Below are 16,518 nucleotides of genomic sequence, written 5' to 3' on the forward strand. Positions count from 1 at the left end.
TCAGTTTTCTTGCGGTAGGGGTTGTTGTGTGTTGTTTGAGAACTGCACAGTGGACGCGAGCATCTTTGTTGTAAGTGTTTATGAGCGTACGGTGGATGCCTTGGCACCAGGAGCCGATGAAGGACGTGGGAGGCTGCGATATGCCTCGGGGAGCTGTCAACCGAGCTGTGATCCGAGGATTTCCGAATGGGGAAACCCAGCACGAGTGATGTCGTGTTACCCGCATCTGAATATATAGGGTGTGTGGAGGGAACGTGGGGAAGTGAAACATCTCAGTACCCACAGGAAGAGAAAACAACATGTGATTCCGTGAGTAGTGGCGAGCGAAAGCGGATGAGGCTAAACCATGGGTGTGTGATAGCTGGCAGGCGTTGCATCCGTGGGGTTGTGGGGCTTTTCTTCCCGTCACTGTCATGACGGGCGAGAGTAAAAAACCGGTTGGTTAGTCGAAGTGGTCTGGAACGGCCTGTCGTAGAGGGTGAGAATCCCGTAGACGAAAACTTGCCGGCTCTCGTGAAAAGTACCCGAGTAGCACCGGGCCCGTGAAATCCGGTGTGAATCTGTCGGGACCACCCGATAAGCCTGAATACTCCCTGGTGACCGATAGCGGACTAGTACCGTGAGGGAAAGGTGAAAAGTACCCCGGGAGGGGAGTGAAATAGTACCTGAAACCGTGCGCTTACAATCCGTCAGAGCCGATGCACGATTCAGTTCGTGGTGGGTGATGGCGTGCCTTTTGAAGAATGAGCCTGCGAGTTAGTGGCATGTCGCGAGGTTAACCCGTGTGGGGTAGTCGTAGCGAAAGCGAGTCCGAATAGGGCGCATGTAGTGGCATGTTCTAGACCCGAAGCGGAGTGATCTACCCATGGCCAGGGTGAAGCGATGGTAAGACGTCGTGGAGGCCCGAACCCACTTAGGTTGAAAACTGAGGGGATGAGTTGTGGGTAGGGGTGAAAGGCCAATCAAACTCCGTGATAGCTGGTTCTCCCCGAAATGCATTTAGGTGCAGCGTCGCGTGTTTCTCACCGGAGGTAGAGCTACTGGATGGTCTAGGGGGCCCACAAGCTTACCGAAATCAGCCAAACTCCGAATGCCGGTGAGTGAGAGCGCGGCAGTGAGACTGCGGGGGATAAGCTTCGTAGTCGAGAGGGAAACAGCCCAGATCGCCGGCTAAGGCCCCTAAGCGTGTACTAAGTGGAAAAGGATGTGGGATCGCTGAGACAACCAGGAGGTTGGCTTAGAAGCAGCCACCCTTGAAAGAGTGCGTAATAGCTCACTGGTCAAGTGGTTCTGCGCCGACAATGTAGCGGGGCTCAAGTACACCGCCGAAGCCGCGGCACTCACACAACACCCATTCGTTCCTGCGGGAACGTGTGCAGTGGTGTGGGTGGGTAGGGGAGCGTCGTGCAGCCGTGGAAGCGCCGGAGTGATCCAGGTGTGGAGGCTGCGCGAGTGAGAATGCAGGCATGAGTAGCGAAAGACGAGTGAGAAACTCGTCCGCCGGATGACCAAGGGTTCCTGGGCCAGGTTAATCCGCCCAGGGTGAGTCGGGACCTAAGGCGAGGCCGACAGGCGTAGTCGATGGACAACGGGTTGATATTCCCGTACCCGTGTATCCGCGCCCAATGGCGAATCAGTTGTGCTAACCGTCCAAAAGTTTCCGCTGTTCCTTCGGGAACTGTGGGGATGGCTGCACGGGACCCTGATTGTAGTAGTCAAGCGATGGGGTGACGCAGGAAGGTAGCTGGGCCAGGTGATGGAGTACCTGGTGTAAGCCGGTAGGGCGAATGGTAGGCAAATCCGCCGTTCATGCAGCCTGAGAGGTGATGCGTACCCGTTGAGGGGAATTCAGTGATCCTATGCTGCCGAGAAAAGCCTCTAGTGAGTTGGTACACGGCCCGTACCCCAAACCGACACAGGTGGTCAGGTAGAGAATACCGAGGCGATCGAGAGAACTGTGGTTAAGGAACTCGGCAAAATGCCCCCGTAACTTCGGGAGAAGGGGGACCACGCTCGGTGACGGCCCTTGCGGTCCGAGCTGGGGGTGGTCGCAGAGACCAGAGAGAAGCGACTGTTTACTAAAAACACAGGTCCGTGCGAAGTCGTAAGACGATGTATACGGACTGACGCCTGCCCGGTGCTGGAAGGTTAAGAGGACCGGTTAGCGGAGCAATCCGCGAAGCTGAGAATTTAAGCCCCAGTAAACGGCGGTGGTAACTATAACCATCCTAAGGTAGCGAAATTCCTTGTCGGGTAAGTTCCGACCTGCACGAATGGCGTAACGACTTCTCTGCTGTCTCGACCACAGACTCGGCGAAATTGCATTACGAGTAAAGATGCTCGTTACGCGCGGCAGGACGAAAAGACCCCGGGACCTTCACTATAGCTTGGTATTGGTGTTCGGTTCGGTTTGTGTAGGATAGGTGGGAGACTGTGAAGCTCATACGCCAGTATGGGTGGAGTCGTTGTTGAAATACCACTCTGATCGTATTGGACCTCTAACCTCGGACCATGATCTGGTTCAGGGACAGTGCCTGGTGGGTAGTTTAACTGGGGCGGTTGCCTCCCAAAATGTAACGGAGGCGCCCAAAGGTTCCCTCAGCCTGGTTGGCAATCAGGTGTCGAGTGCAAGTGCACAAGGGAGCTTGACTGTGAGACTGACAGGTCGAGCAGGGACGAAAGTCGGGACTAGTGATCCGGCACCGGCATGTGGAAGCGGTGTCGCTCAACGGATAAAAGGTACCCCGGGGATAACAGGCTGATCTTCCCCAAGAGTCCATATCGACGGGATGGTTTGGCACCTCGATGTCGGCTCGTCGCATCCTGGGGCTGGAGTAGGTCCCAAGGGTTGGGCTGTTCGCCCATTAAAGCGGCACGCGAGCTGGGTTTAGAACGTCGTGAGACAGTTCGGTCTCTATCCGCCGCGCGCGTTAGAAACTTGAGGAAGGCTGTCCCTAGTACGAGAGGACCGGGACGGACGAACCTCTGGTGTGCCAGTTGTCCCGCCAGGGGCATGGCTGGTTGGCTACGTTCGGAAGGGATAACCGCTGAAAGCATCTAAGCGGGAAGCCTGTTCCAAGATGAGGTTTCTCACCCCCTCGAGGGGGGTAAGGCCCCCGGCAGACCACCGGGTTGATAGGCCGGAACTGGAAGCCCAGCAATGGGTGGAGGTGACCGGTACTAATAGGCCGAGGACTTACCACGAAGATGTTACGCGTCCACTGTGCGGTATCTGAAACAACACACACAGATCCGAAAATCCTGCAGCAGCAGGTGATTCGAGGAATCTGCGTGGACTATTGTTTCATAGAGTTACGGCGGTCATAGCGACAGGGAAACGCCCGGTCCCATTCCGAACCCGGAAGCTAAGCCTGTCTGCGCCGATGGTACTGCACTCGACAGGGTGTGGGAGAGTAGGACACCGCCGAACACCCGTTCCGAAAGGGGACCCACACTGTGGGTCCCCTTTCGTGTTCTCCGGGCTCTCTCCGGGCCGTCGGATGATCCCATCTCACGGGGAAAGTACTCACGCTCCGAACGGTTCTCGGGTACGGTGCGCCCCTTTTCCATCGCCGGCGCCCGGCCGATCACGACCTCGTAACAAACACGCCCTGTTCCAGGCTATGCCTACTTATGTCGGTAACGTCCGCTCATGCACGATCGCACGGTTCGTGTGGGTTCGGCGTGTGAGCGCCTGTCGGGGGCGTTCTCGTCGACGACGAGGAGGGGCGAGACGATGACGAATCGATCGACTACGGGTACCGCCGGCAAGTTCACGGCGGTGATCGCGGGACTGGGACTCATCGGCGCGGCCATCACAGGATGTACGAGCGTCGACACCGACACCGAGGGCTCGACCCTCGAACGGCTCCAGCAGGAAGGCACCGTCACCGTCGGGTTCGCCGGCGAGGCACCCTACAGCTTCATGCAGGACGGCGAACTCACCGGCGCCACCGTCGCTCTGCACCGCGAGATCTTCAAGAACCTCGGCATCGACAACGTCGAAGGTGTGGCCACCGACTTCGGTGCGCTCATTCCCGGCCTGCAGGCCGGACGATTCGACGTGGTCAGCGCCGGCATGTCGATCCTCCCGCAGCGTTGCGAACAGGCACTGTTCAGCGAGCCGGAGTTCAACTACACCACCGCACTCATGGTCCCGCAGGGCAACCCGGAACAACTCGCCGACATGCAGTCGATCGCCGAGAGCGGCGTCCGGATGGCCGTCATGACCGGCGCGATCGAAGCCGACTACGCGTCCGCCCTCGGCATCGACGCGATGCAGGTGGCGTCTCCCCAGGACGGGATGGATGCCGTCGTCAACGGACGCGCCGACGTCTTCGCCCTGACGGGTATCTCCTTGAACTGGATGAAGCAGAACAACGAGGGTGCGCCCGTCGACGTCACCGAGTCGTTCGTCGCGGAGATCGACGGGGTACCTCAGGTGGGCGCCGGCGGGACGGTCTTCCGCAAGGAGGACACCGAACTGCGCGACGCCTACAACGAGGAACTGGCGAAGATCACGTCCGACCCGCAGAAGTACCTTTCGATCGTCGGCGACTTCGGGTTCACGGAGGCCGAGATGCCCGATCCGGGGCTGACGACCGAGATGCTCTGCGAGGGCGTTTCCTGATCTCGGCTGCGTCGTAATGGATTTCGGTTCGAAGATCGAACTGCTGTGGAACTCCTTCCCCCAACTGTTCGACGGTCTGCTCGTCACCGTCGAATTGACCCTGGGGAGTGCGGTCTTCGCGTTCCTGCTCGCCGTGGCCCTCGGGCTGGCGGCAGGCGCGAAGAACCTCGTCCTGCGTGGCAGCGCGAGAGTGTTCATCGAGTTCTTCCGCGGCACTTCGCTTCTCGTGCAACTGTTCTGGTTCTTCTATGTTCTGCCGTTGTTCGGGTTCCGGCTCGAATCGATCGTGTGCGGGATCCTCGCGCTGTCGCTCAACTACGGCGCCTACGGAGCGGAGGTGGTGCGCGGTGCGATCGCCTCGGTGCCGAAGCCGCAAATCGAGGCGGCGACAGCGCTGAATTTCGGCTACTGGCAACGCATGCGACGGGTGGTCTTCCCGCAGGCCTGGGCCGAGATGATCCCGCCGTTGACCAATCTGCTCATCCAGCTGCTCAAGGGAACAGCACTGGCGAGTTACATCCTCCTGCAGGATCTCACGTTCCAGATCGAGCAGCTCCGTAGAGGCAGTGGCGATACCATCTTCGCGTTCGGTGTGGGGTTGGTGCTGTACTTCGTGCTCGGCTATCTGCTGACGCTGCTGATGAATGCGCTCGAGGTGCGTGCGAAGAGCCGACTCGGGACCGGTCCGACGCTCCGTGAGATCTTCGGGCTCGCCCCGGTCTTCGATCAGCCGGTGGGGGCACGCTCATGACCGTCGACTGGAGTTGGCAACGCGCGGCCGACGCGCTTCCGGTACTGCTCGAAGGATTCCGGATCACCCTGCTGGCCACGGTCCTCGGATTCGTGGTCGCCGCGGTGCTCGGGCTGGTCGTGGCCGTCGCCCGTCGCTCGTTGCCGAAGGTGCTCGCGACGGCGCTGTCCGCCGTCGTCGAGTTCATCCGGCTCACCCCGCTCGTGGTGCAGCTGCTCTTCGTCTACTACCTCCTCCCGCAGTTCAGTGCGCTGCAGATCGGCATCGCCGTACTGGGGATCCATTACTCGACCTACATGGCCGAGGTGTACCGGGCGGGCATCGACGCGGTGCCGAAGGGACAATGGGAGGCGTGCCGCGCCCTGTCGTTGTCGCCCATGCGCACGTGGCGTGCGGTGATCCTGCCGCAGGCCGTGCGCCGTGTCGTGCCTGCGCTGGGCAACTACGCGGTGTCGCTGTTCAAGGACACCCCGTTCCTCTTCACGATCTCCGTCGTGGAGATGGTGACCGCGGCCCAGCAGTTCGGTGCGCGCAACTTTCAGTACCTCGAGCCGCTCACGCTGGCCGGCCTGATCTTCCTCATCGCCAGCTACCCGACGTCGTTGCTCGTCCGCCGATTGGAGCGTCGCCTTGCCTATTGAGATGCACAAGGAAGCCGGTGCCGACGGCGACTCGCTTCCCGCCGCCAGCTCCGATGGATCCATGATCCGTTTCGACTCCGTGGTCAAGAGATTCGGCGACCACGTAGTACTCGACCACTTGGACTTCACCGTCGCCCCGGGGGAACGGGTCACGTTGATCGGTCCGAGCGGTTCGGGCAAGACGACCATCCTGCGCCTGCTCATGACCCTCGAGAAGATCGACGACGGTGTGGTGTGGGTCAAGGGCGAACCACTCAGCCACGAACGCAAGGGGACGCGTCTCGTCCCGGCCTCCGAGCGCTACCTGAGGACGATGCGCCGCAGCATCGGCATGGTCTTCCAGCAGTTCAACCTCTTCCCCAACATGAACGTGATGGAGAACCTCACCGAGGCTCCGGTCCACGTCCTCGGTCGCAGTAAGGCCGAGGCACGCGACCGTGCGCGGGAGCTGCTCGCGATGGTCGGTCTGTCCGACAAGGAGACCGCCCACCCCACGCAACTGTCGGGTGGTCAGCAGCAGCGGGTCGCGATCGCCCGTGCCCTCGCGATGGATCCGGAGATCCTGCTGCTCGACGAGGTGACCTCGGCCCTCGACCCCGAACTCGTCGCCGATGTGCTGGACGTGCTGCGGACGATCGCCGAGACGACCGACATCACGATGCTGATCGTGACGCACGAGATGCACTTCGCCCGCGACGTCTCCGATCGAGTGCTGATGTTCGATCGGGGTCGCATCGTGGAGGAGGGGCCGCCCGAGCGCATCTTCACCAGCCCCCGGGAGGAACGCACCCGCAAGTTCCTCGACGCGGTGCTGGCGGGGGAGTGAGGCCTGCCGTCAGTCCGCGCGCGGAATCGCCAGGCGCGTCGGCTCGGAACGACCGCGCAGGGTGATCTCCTCACCCAGTTCCCACCGTGCGCGTTCGTCCTCGGGGGCGAGCTGCACGGTGCGGGCCGACGCCGCGACGTAACCCGGAACGGTCTTCGCGAGATCCGACAGCCTCGCTGCTTCGTTGACCGGATCGCCGATCACGGTGTACTCGAAGCGTTCCTGCGCGCCGATGTTCCCGGCGACCGCACGACCTGCCGTGACCCCGATGCCCGCGCGACACTCCGGCACTTCGTCGGCGAGACGTCGCGCCATCCTCCTCGCGGCGCCGAGCGCGGAGCCGGCGGGGTTGTCGAGGGCGACCGGCGCGCCGAAGATCGCGAGCGCCGCGTCGCCCTCGAACTTGTTGACGAATCCTTCGGCCGCGTGGACCTCTTCGACGACGACCGCGAAGAAGCGGTTGAGCAGCGCCACCACCTCGGTCGGCGGGCGACTCGCGGCCAACGCGGTGGACCCGACGATGTCGACGAACAACACCGCGACATCCCGCTCCTCACCGCCGAGGACACCGGGATTGGCCAGCGCCGCAGCCGCGACCTCCCGTCCGACATGGCGGCCGAACACGTCGCGCAGTTTCTCGCGTTCGCGCAGGCCTTCGGCCATCCGGTTGAACCCCGTCTGCAGCTGCCCCAATTCGGTTCCGTCGTAGACGACGACCGCGGTATCGAAATCGCCCGACGCGATGCGCTGCATCCCGGCGCGCACCGATTCGATCGGCGCGATCGTCGACCGGATCGTGAGGAACATCAGCAGCGAGCCGGTGAGCAGACCGAGTCCGCCGATGGCGAGGATCGTGATCGCCAGGCGCGTCGATGTGACGGGACGGATGAAGCTGAACACCGCGATGAACAGCAGACCGACAACGGGCACCGCGCTGCCCAGGGCCCACGCGAGCATCACGCGTCCGGTGGTGCCGGCCAGGCGCGGGCGACGAGGCGTCCCGACCTCGAGCGCGCGCGCCGCGATGGGGCGCAGCGCGAAATCGGTGAACATGTACGCGAATCCGCACACCGTGACACCGGCCAGGGTGATGGTCAGCGCGACCTTCGGGATCGTCTGCGGGTCGATGACCCCGAACCCGACGGTGAACAGGATCAACCCGATGAACCACAGTGCTCCCTGCTGGAGGGTGGTACGCCAGGGCATCCGCAACGCGATCCGCTGTTCCTGCGGGGTGGGCGGCCGGTTCTCCAGCGCCCACCGCAGCCTGCGGAGGGTCGCCCGGGTACCGAGCACCGATCCGACCACGACGGCCGAGACCACGTAGACAGGAGCGAGGATCGCGGTGATGACGAGGAAGTCGGCGGTCAGTACGGACGGGCCCGGGATCACGACGTTGATGAGAGCGGCCACGATCAGGGCACCGACGAGATGCGTACCGATCAGGGAGAACGTCAACAGGGTCTGGATCCTGATGCGTTGCCGTCGGATCGGTTCGGCAGGCTCTCCCAGGATGGCCGATCCGAGCGGGGCCGTGCGGTGACTGCGTGCGGGCATGGTCGTTCGAGACTAGTCGAGTGGATCCTCTAGGGTGGCTGTGTGCGTCTTGTGATTGCCCGTTGCCGTGTGGACTACATCGGACGCCTGACGGCTCATCTGCCGACGGCCCGACGTCTCCTCCTCGTCAAATCCGACGGTTCGGTAAGTGTCCACGCCGACGACCGTGCCTACAAGCCCCTGAACTGGATGAGCCCACCCTGCTGGCTCGAGGAGGAGTCCGTCGAGGACGCCGAGGCCCTGTGGGTGGTCACCAACAAGGCAGGCGAGCAGCTGCGCATCACTCTCGAAGAGATCGACCACGATTCGAGCCACGAACTCGGTGTCGACCCCGGTCTGATCAAGGACGGTGTCGAGGCGCACCTGCAGGAACTTCTCGCCGAGCACGTCGAGACCCTCGGGACGGGCTTCACCCTGATCCGGCGCGAATACCCCACGGCGATCGGACCCGTGGACCTGTTGTGCCGTGATGCCGACGGAGCGACCGTCGCCGTGGAGGTGAAGCGCCGCGGCGAGATCGACGGCGTGGAGCAGCTCACCCGTTATCTCGAACTGCTCAACCGGGACCCGCTGCTCGCACCCGTCAGTGGCGTGTTCGCGGCCCAGCAGATCAAGCCGCAGGCGCGGACGCTGGCCACGGACCGCGGCATCCGCTGCCTCGTGCTCGACTACGAGGCGCTGCGGGGTACCGAGAGCACCGAGTTCAGATTGTTCTGATCGTGCCGCGCCGCAACAGATCCCGCACCGGCCGCAAGCGCGGCGGGGCGGCCGACGAATCCCCGACCTACTTCGGGGCGACGGTGCGCACCGAGAACGGTCCCGCGGGGGCCGACGGGGAACGCTTCACCGTGCGCACCGTGCCGGGTTCGCGTGCCACCAAGCCGTACCGGTGTCCGGGATGCGATCACGAGATCGCGCCGGGAACACCCCATGTCGTCGCGTGGCCGACCGATGCGCTCGGCGGTGCGGAGGACCGGCGGCACTGGCACAGCGGATGCTGGGCAGGACGCGGGACCCGTCGGCCCACGCGACGCTGGTCCTAGCCACCACGCACCGGTCGCTGCACGCCGGTCGGAGCGCACCCCCCAGCGGGCGGTGCCCGGCGCAGATGCTCGCTGTGCGGTGTCGCGGTCGGTGATCGCCCGACGCATCTCGTGGACGGCCGTACGGATGGTGTCGCCGTAGGGATCGTCGGGGAGCGCGGACAGGTGGTCCTGCGCGCGGTCGAGATGTTCCGTGGCTGCCCGGAACGACCCGAGACGACGGAAGTCGTCGGCCAGGTTCAGGTGCAGGCTCGGATAGAAGCCCGCGACGCGGAGAGATTCGTGGTGTTCCCGGGCGCGCTCGTCGGTGAGGGCATCGGCAGCGTCGAGGGCGCGGACATCCCAGACCAGGGACTCGGCGGGATCGTCGTACAGGTCGGCGAGGTAGTGCGCGAGCGTCCGGGTGGCGAGCCGGTACCGGTCTGTGGCGGTCAGCCTCACGCAGCCGGATCCGGTTTCCATGTGCACGCCGTTCAGTACCGGGATGTCGGGGTCGTGACCGGTGGAGGCCGAGACCTGATCGACGGCGCCGGCGAGGACGGGTCCCGGCACCGTGCAGACCACGCGACGTGATTCGGCCCGCAGGGACGCCGCGAGGGTCTCGGCGGCCCGTCGGAGCTTCTCGGCCTCCATGGTCATCCCGACGACGTGGTCGTCGAGCAACCGCGCGGCCTCGTCCGCGTCGGCGGCGAAGAACTCGCTGATGGCGGGCAGCGGCATCCCGATCTCCCGCAACTGCCGCAGCCGGCACGCACGCGGGACCTGGGATCGGCTGTAGAACCGGTATCCCGTCGACGGATCGACCTGCGCGGGGCGCAGCATGCCGGCGTCGTCGTAGAACCGCAATGCGCTCGCGGTCAGTCCGACGAGTTCGGCGAACACGCCGATCGACATCATCTCCGGGTCGGTCACCGGCCCATCATGGAGCTTCGACCGACTCGAAGGTCAAGCCCGACGGCCGGCGACCGTCAGTTGCGGACCTTGCTGGCCACGGCGGGGGAGCGGCCCTGCACACCGGAACCGACCGAGGGCGAGCGATGCGGTGCCGAGGCGTTCGGCGTACGCGGAGTGGACTGCGATCCCTGCCCGCCGGTGTTCGGCTCCCCGGCCGAGTTCGGGCCGGAAGCCGAGCCGGGGGCATCGCTCTTCGGGATCCGCACCGTCCGGTCGGCCTGCGGCATGGGCGTGGTCTTGTCGGTCTGCGGCAGCGGCGTGGTCTTGTCCGCCTTCGCGTCGGCCTCGGTGGATGCCGGCTCCGTCGGGCTCTCGTCGTCCGAACTCTGCTTGTCGCCCCCCTGCTTGTTGTCGCGCGCCGTACCGAGGACGGTCGTGCGGGGCTCGTCGAGGGAGATCTCCCGGTCGAGCAGTTCGCCCTCGCGGTTGATGCCCGCGAGCAGCGTGGGGACGTCGTCGAGCTGCTCGCGAACGGCGTCGAGCTGGCCGAGGATGCGTCCGCGCAGCACGCGGAGCTCCTCGGTGAGGTCGCGCGCGTTGGCAACCTTCCGCTCGGACTGTTCGGTGGCGCGGGCGAGCCGTCGTTCGGCTTCCTGCGTGGCTTCCTCGATGCGGCGCTCGGCTTCGGCCTTACTCGTCCGTTCGAGTTCGTCGAGGGCTCCGAGCAGCTTCGTGCGACGCTCGGACATCGTGATCTCGAAGTCCTGCTGCACCTGCTCGCGCTTGGCCTCGGCCTCGGCGTCGAGTCGCTCGGCCTCGGCGCGGGCAGCAGCCACGATCCGCTCGGCCTCGGCGCGGGCCGCAGTCATCGTCCGCTCGTGCTCGGCCGCGAAGGCGACGCGGGTGTCCTCGAGTTCGGCGAGCTTCTTCTCGTAGTCTCCCCGGAGGCGGATGCCCTCCTGCTCCGCCAGCGAGATCATCTCGGCGGCGTCGGCCTCGGCGCGGGCCCGCAGCTCGGAGGCCTCGTCGGAGGCGAGACGCAGCATCCGGGAGATGCGGTCGCTCATGCCCTCGGCGGTGGTGGGCGGCACCGACAGACGGTCGACGTCCTTGCGGAGTTCGTCGATCTCGTTGCGGGCGTTCTCGAGCTGACGGGCCAGATCGCGGGCCTGCGCGGCGGCGGCGTCGCGGTCGGTGGCAGTCACGCGCAGCTCGGCCTCGAACCGGGCGAAGTAGTTGGTCACCTCGTCGCGGTCGAATCCCTTCCGCACGATGGAGAACGGCAGGTGGCTGGGTGCGCGATCACGATCGAAGACCATGGAGACAATCTACCCGGTCCCTGCGGGTACGACCCGGATGCGCTCCCGCCCCATCCGTCTTCGGGAGCGCACCGGAACGGCCGTCAGTGAGCGGGATGTGCAGCCGGCTCGACGAGCTCGACGAGGACGCCGCCCGCGTCCTTCGGATGCAAAAAGTTGATGCGCGAATCGGCGGTGCCGCGACGGGGTGCGTCGTACAGCAAGCGGACGCCGCGCTCACGAAGCGCAGTGGAGACGGCATCGATGTCGGAGACGCGGTAGGCAAGCTGCTGCAGACCCGGGCCATTGCGGTCGATGAACTTCGCGATCGTGGATTTCTCGTTCAGCGGGGCGAGCAGCTGGATCATGGTGGACCCTTCGAAGGTCCCCGGAACGGCCAGCATCGCCTCGCGCACGCCCTGCTCCTCGTTGACTTCCTCGTGGGTGGACACGAGACCGAGGTTCTCGGCGTACCAGGTGAGAGCGGCATCGAGGTCGGGCACTGCGATGCCGACGTGATCGATGGCGGTGACGAGTCCGGAAGCGAGAACGGACGCCGCCGGAGCGGATGTGGGAGAGGTCTCGGTCATGCTCTAGACGGTAGCGGTACCGTTGAGTGCACTCCTATCGGGATTCAGGTGGATATCCGAGTGGAGTTTTCCGATCACATGCCGATCTTTCGGAGGAATGTCCCGTGAGCAGTTCTGTCATCGTCGCCGGAGCCCGTACGCCCATGGGGCGTCTTCAGGGCTCGCTCAAGGATTTCTCCGGATCGGATCTCGGTGGCGTGGCGATCTCCGGTGCGCTCGAGCGCGCCGGTGTGGCTCCTGAGCAGGTCGAATACGTCATCATGGGCCAGGTGCTCACCGCCGGCGCCGGCCAGATCCCGGCCCGTCAGGCGGCCGTCGCCGCCGGCATCCCGATGGACGTCCCGGCGCTGACCATCAACAAGGTGTGTCTGTCGGGCATCAACGCGATCGCGATGGCCGACCAGCTGATCCGCGCGGGCGAGTTCGACGTCGTCGTCGCCGGCGGCCAGGAGTCGATGAGCCAGGCCCCGCACATGCTCGAGAAGTCCCGCGCCGGCTTCAAGTACGGCGACGTGACCCTGCGCGACCACATGGCCTACGACGGCCTGCACGACATCTTCACCGACCAGGCGATGGGCAACCTCACCGAGTCGGCCAACTCCGGCGACCGCTTCGTCTCCCGCGAGGAGCAGGACGCCTTCGCCGCCGCCTCGCACCAGAACGCTGCCCGTGCCTGGAAGGACGGCCTGTTCGAGGACGAGGTCGTGCCGGTGTCGATCAAGCAGCGCAAGGGCGACCCGATCGTCTTCGCCGCCGACGAGGGCATCCGCCCGGAGACCACCACCGAGTCGCTCGGCTCGCTGCGTCCGGCCTTCTCGAAGGACGGCACCGTCACCGCCGGGTCGGCCTCGCAGATCTCCGACGGTGCCGCCGCGGTCGTCGTGATGAGCAAGGCCAAGGCCACCGAGCTCGGGCTGAGCTGGATCGCCGAGATCGGCCGTCACGGCGTCGTCGCCGGACCGGACTCGACCCTGCAGTCGCAGCCGGCCCGGGCGATCGCCAAGGCCTGCGAGCGCGAGGGCGTCGACCCGAAGGACCTCGACCTCGTCGAGATCAACGAGGCGTTCGCCGCCGTCGGCATCGTCTCGGCCCGTGAGCTGGGCATCGATCCGGCGAAGGTGAACGTCAACGGCGGTGCGATCGCGCTCGGCCACCCGCTCGGCATGTCGGGTGCGCGCATCGTGCTGCACCTGGCGCTCGAGCTGAAGCGCCGCGGCGGTGGCGTCGGCGCTGCCGCCCTGTGCGGTGGTGGCGGCCAGGGCGACGCGCTCATCGTGCGGGTGCCCAAGAACTGACCCTCTTCCCGAGAGCATGATCACGGCCCCGGCGCAAGCATGCCGGGGCCGTGATGTCTCTCACTGAACTACGGCTTGTCGTAGGCCTTTCGGCACAATGGCCGCATGACCAACATCCTCGACGTGTCCACGCCCGCGAAACGATTCCGGCTGATCGCGATCTGGGAAGCGGTGACCTGGCTCGCCCTCCTGATCGCCATGTTCTTCAAGTGGGTGCTCGGCTACGAAGAGGCCATCGCGATCCCGGGCATGGTGCACGGCGTGGCCGGCTTCATCCCGTTCGTGCTCATCGCGCTCCTCACGGCGTGGTCGCTGAAGTGGGATCTCAAGACGACCTTCCTCGCCCTCGTCTCGAGCGTGCCCCCGTTCGGCACGATCGTCTTCGAGCGCTGGGCCGTGCGCACCGGTCGCCTCGGAGAGCTGTCCGCTCCCGCCACCCGCGAGGACGCCACCGCGACCGTCTGACCTCACGGCGACGTCCCCCGGTCCGCGCAGCACGATTCGGACCACTCGTGACAAAATGGTGGACGTGACTCGACCCGGTTCCCGTCCAGCACGTTCTGCCGCCGTCGCCGCGGCGATGTCCGGCGCGGTGGATCTCTCACCGCTCAAGGAGAGGGCCTCCGCGCCGCCGCCTCCGCCTCCGTCCGGTGGCGACGGCGCCGCACCCGGTGCCATCGCCCCGATCGTGGACGTCACCGAAGCGACGTTCGAGACCGAGGTGCTGCAGCGGTCGATGCAGGTGCCCGTGATCGTCGACCTGTGGGCGACCTGGTGCGAACCGTGCAAGCAGCTCTCACCCGTTCTCGAGAAGCTCGCGAACGAGGCAAACGGTGCGTGGGTCCTTGCGAAGGTCGACGTCGACGCGAACCCGCGGATCGCCCAGGCCTTCGGCGTCCAGTCGGTGCCCACGGTCGTCGCGATCGCGGCCGGCCAGCCGCTCGCCGACTTCCAGGGCGTGCAGCCCGAGCCCGCGCTGCGTCAGTGGCTCGACGCCATCCGGAACGCCGTCGCAGGCAAGCTGTCGGGCCCGCCCGGCGCCGAGCCGGAGGAACAGCCCGCCGACCCGCGTTTCGAGGCTGCCGAGCAGGCACTCGAGAACGGCGACTTCGAGGGCGCCGAGGCGGCCTACCAGCTCGTCCTGAACTCCGAGCCGAACAACACCGAGGCGCAGGCCGCGCTGCGCCAGGTGCGTTTCCTGGCCCGCGCGAGCAAGATTCCCGAGGATGCGATCGAGCGCGCCGATGCCGCTCCGAACGACCTCGAAGCCCAGTTCACCGCGGCCGACGCCGAACTGTTCGCGCAGCAGCCGGAGGCGGCCTTCGGTCGTCTCATCGAGTTCGTGCGTCGCAGCGCCGGGGACGAACGCACCGCGGCACGCACCCGGCTCCTCGAACTGTTCGAACTGTTCGATGCCGCGGATCCGGTCGTGGTGTCGTCGCGCCGCAAGCTCGCGATGGCCCTCTACTGATCCCTACGCATCCGCCGGACCGGCCGCTCACCACTCGTGGTGGGCGGCCGGTGTCGTCTCAGCGGTAACGGCCGGTGCAGCCCGCCTCGCCGCCGAGGACGCCGGTGCGGAAGGCATCCACCCGCGCGAACCCGCTCGGCACCGTGTTGCCGTTGACGTCGCTCGCGGCCAGACCGTCGGTGAGCAGGCCCGAGACCGCCTCGTCGAGGTCGCCGGGGGACAGCCACACCAGCACCTGGCTCGGGTCGACGTTCGAGGCGAGGGTGCTGTCCGGGCTCAGCGCGGCACTGATGACCCCCGACAGGCACGCCGCCCGCAGCGCCGTGCGCGGCTCGGTGAGCGACTGACCGGCCTCCTTCTGCACCGCGAGAGCGTAGCGGGAGGCGACGAGCACGTAGGCGTTGTAGTCGCCGCGGACACCGGGATCGAAGCCGCTTCCCGGCGGGGCGGCCGTACCGCGCTCGCTCAGTGCCTCCATGTCGACGCCCACGGTGTTCGTCGCGGGGCAGTACGACACCGGTGAGGTGGCCCGGGCGTCCGAGCACCCGAGGTCGGCGCCCGACAGATCGAGTTGCGGCAGGGCGTCCAGGTCGAAGACCTGGTGGAACGACTCGAAGATCGCCTCGACCGACTCGTCGGTGACCGGCAGTTCGCCGTCGTCTGCGGAGTTGTAGTACTGCGGCAGGTCGGCGCGGCGCGACTCGATCTCGGCGGCGTCGATGCGTGCACATGAGCCGGCCCCGTCGGTGAATCCGATCTGCACGGCCGTCACGCGTTCGAAGGCCGAGCCGTGGATCGAGTCGGGGTCGTTCGGATCGGCGTCGCGGAAGAGCACCATCGACGCGAGCACGTTGTTCAGCCCGTCGGAGGTGTCGAGCTGGAAGTGCGTCGACCGGCCCTCCGCGACGTGCCGCATGAACGCACCGGCGAAACAGTCGGCCTGCTGCTCGAACACGATGCCGGGATCGTCCTCGGCGACCAGCCCCGCCGTGTGCTGGACGGCGTGCCCGTACTCGTGGGCGAGGACCGTCACCGCGGCCATCGGCCCGAAGCTGTCGATGAGCTGCGGCATCAGGTAGGTGCGGTCCCATCCGATCTCGTCACCCCCGCTGCAGTAGGCCGCGTTGATGAAGTCGTAGGTGGGTTTGCCGCAGAAACGCGGACCCCGGCGCTCGGACGGATCCCACGACACGATCGTCTCGACCGGGCGGAAGGTGCCCCGGGCGACCGACGCGAACTCCTGACGCCAATACTCCTCGATGTCGGCGATCGCGTTGCCGGCCAGGACGTCGACGGGACCGCCGTCGGTGTTCTCGATCTCGATGTCCGCATCGGGCACCCCGCTGCGTGGACCCGACGCCCCGGAGGTGACGGGCAGCCCCGCCACGGTGAAGGGGTTGTCGTAGATCGACACCGCCGTTCCTTCGATCCGCTGGGCGCATCCCGCCAGCAGGACGACGGTCAGTGCGGGCACCACCAGTCGCGCGAACCGGTGCGTCCGTCGCATGTCGTTGTGCTCCTG

The 16,518-nt window shown here is 65.7% G+C and carries 13 protein-coding genes, 2 rRNA genes and 1 pseudogene; 11 read left to right on the forward strand and 5 right to left on the reverse strand.

Going from position 1 to position 16,518, the window contains the following annotated elements; all coding sequences use genetic code 11:
* The first annotated feature begins 68 nt into the window (after positions 1 to 68).
* The 6 genes from KXC42_RS07960 (at position 69) to ehuA (ending at position 6,848) form a co-directional block, all read left to right on the forward strand.
* Positions 69 to 3,204, forward strand: a 23S ribosomal RNA gene (locus tag KXC42_RS07960).
* Positions 3,205 to 3,313: 109 nt separating this feature from the next.
* A 5S ribosomal RNA gene (gene rrf / locus KXC42_RS07965) occupies positions 3,314 to 3,430 on the forward strand.
* Between the two features lie 306 nt (positions 3,431 to 3,736).
* On the forward strand, positions 3,737 to 4,630 hold the full coding sequence (gene ehuB, locus KXC42_RS07970; RefSeq protein ID WP_006554718.1) for an ectoine/hydroxyectoine ABC transporter substrate-binding protein EhuB: 894 nt from the start codon (positions 3,737 to 3,739) through the stop codon (positions 4,628 to 4,630).
* Between the two features lie 16 nt (positions 4,631 to 4,646).
* On the forward strand, positions 4,647 to 5,381 hold the full coding sequence (ehuC, locus tag KXC42_RS07975; protein ID WP_006554719.1) for an ectoine/hydroxyectoine ABC transporter permease subunit EhuC: 735 nt from the start codon (positions 4,647 to 4,649) through the stop codon (positions 5,379 to 5,381).
* Positions 5,378 to 6,022 carry an ectoine/hydroxyectoine ABC transporter permease subunit EhuD gene (gene ehuD / locus KXC42_RS07980; RefSeq protein ID WP_219130140.1) on the forward strand — a complete coding sequence of 215 codons (645 nt, stop codon included), beginning with the start codon at positions 5,378 to 5,380 and terminating at the stop codon, positions 6,020 to 6,022. Before ehuC ends, ehuD begins: the two co-directional genes overlap by 4 nt.
* 61 nt (positions 6,023 to 6,083) lie before the next feature.
* A complete protein-coding gene (ehuA, locus tag KXC42_RS07985; protein WP_024100498.1) occupies positions 6,084 to 6,848 on the forward strand; it encodes an ectoine/hydroxyectoine ABC transporter ATP-binding protein EhuA in 765 nt (254 codons plus the stop codon).
* Positions 6,849 to 6,857: 9 nt separating this feature from the next.
* Here the strand turns inward: ehuA and KXC42_RS07990 are convergent, their stop codons facing one another.
* Positions 6,858 to 8,405, reverse strand: a complete 1,548-nt coding sequence (locus KXC42_RS07990; RefSeq protein WP_039586830.1) for an adenylate/guanylate cyclase domain-containing protein — start codon at positions 8,403 to 8,405, stop codon at positions 6,858 to 6,860.
* Positions 8,406 to 8,447: 42 nt separating this feature from the next.
* Between KXC42_RS07990 and nucS the strand changes: the two genes are divergently transcribed.
* Together nucS and KXC42_RS27125 are read left to right on the forward strand one after the other, a co-directional pair.
* Positions 8,448 to 9,122 carry an endonuclease NucS gene (gene nucS / locus KXC42_RS07995; RefSeq protein WP_006554723.1) on the forward strand — a complete coding sequence of 225 codons (675 nt, stop codon included), beginning with the start codon at positions 8,448 to 8,450 and terminating at the stop codon, positions 9,120 to 9,122.
* Positions 9,123 to 9,124: 2 nt separating this feature from the next.
* Positions 9,125 to 9,448, forward strand: a complete 324-nt coding sequence (locus KXC42_RS27125) for a hypothetical protein (RefSeq protein ID WP_033096417.1) — start codon at positions 9,125 to 9,127, stop codon at positions 9,446 to 9,448.
* Positions 9,449 to 9,850: 402 nt separating this feature from the next.
* Here KXC42_RS27125 and KXC42_RS08005 read toward each other — a convergent pair.
* The 3 genes and pseudogenes from KXC42_RS08005 to mce all read right to left on the reverse strand — a co-directional run.
* Positions 9,851 to 10,345, reverse strand: a pseudogene (locus tag KXC42_RS08005) (MerR family transcriptional regulator); the annotation flags it as partial.
* A gap of 71 nt (positions 10,346 to 10,416) precedes the next feature.
* A complete protein-coding gene (locus KXC42_RS08010) occupies positions 10,417 to 11,661 on the reverse strand; it encodes a hypothetical protein (protein WP_219130141.1) in 1,245 nt (414 codons plus the stop codon).
* An 83-nt stretch (positions 11,662 to 11,744) separates the two neighbouring features.
* Positions 11,745 to 12,230 carry a methylmalonyl-CoA epimerase gene (gene mce, locus KXC42_RS08015; protein ID WP_033096419.1) on the reverse strand — a complete coding sequence of 162 codons (486 nt, stop codon included), beginning with the start codon at positions 12,228 to 12,230 and terminating at the stop codon, positions 11,745 to 11,747.
* A 104-nt stretch (positions 12,231 to 12,334) separates the two neighbouring features.
* On the opposite strand from mce, the gene KXC42_RS08020 reads away from it, so the two are divergent.
* From KXC42_RS08020 to KXC42_RS08030, 3 genes are all read left to right on the forward strand, one after another.
* A complete protein-coding gene (locus KXC42_RS08020; protein WP_219130142.1) occupies positions 12,335 to 13,525 on the forward strand; it encodes an acetyl-CoA C-acetyltransferase in 1,191 nt (396 codons plus the stop codon).
* Positions 13,526 to 13,630: 105 nt separating this feature from the next.
* Complete coding sequence (locus KXC42_RS08025; protein ID WP_006554730.1) at positions 13,631 to 13,990, forward strand: DUF3817 domain-containing protein; 360 nt, start codon at positions 13,631 to 13,633, stop codon at positions 13,988 to 13,990.
* 115 nt (positions 13,991 to 14,105) lie between these two features.
* On the forward strand, positions 14,106 to 14,996 hold the full coding sequence (locus tag KXC42_RS08030; RefSeq protein WP_019288978.1) for a tetratricopeptide repeat protein: 891 nt from the start codon (positions 14,106 to 14,108) through the stop codon (positions 14,994 to 14,996).
* Positions 14,997 to 15,054: 58 nt separating this feature from the next.
* On the opposite strand, the gene KXC42_RS08035 is transcribed toward KXC42_RS08030, so the two are convergent.
* Entirely contained in the window at positions 15,055 to 16,503 is a 1,449-nt protein-coding gene (locus KXC42_RS08035) for a neutral zinc metallopeptidase (RefSeq protein WP_019288979.1), read from the reverse strand.
* Between the last annotated feature and the right edge of the window lie 15 nt (positions 16,504 to 16,518).

The organism is Rhodococcus sp. LW-XY12, assembly GCF_019317345.1.
Taxonomy (GTDB): Bacteria; Actinomycetota; Actinomycetes; order Mycobacteriales; family Mycobacteriaceae; genus Rhodococcus; species Rhodococcus pyridinivorans.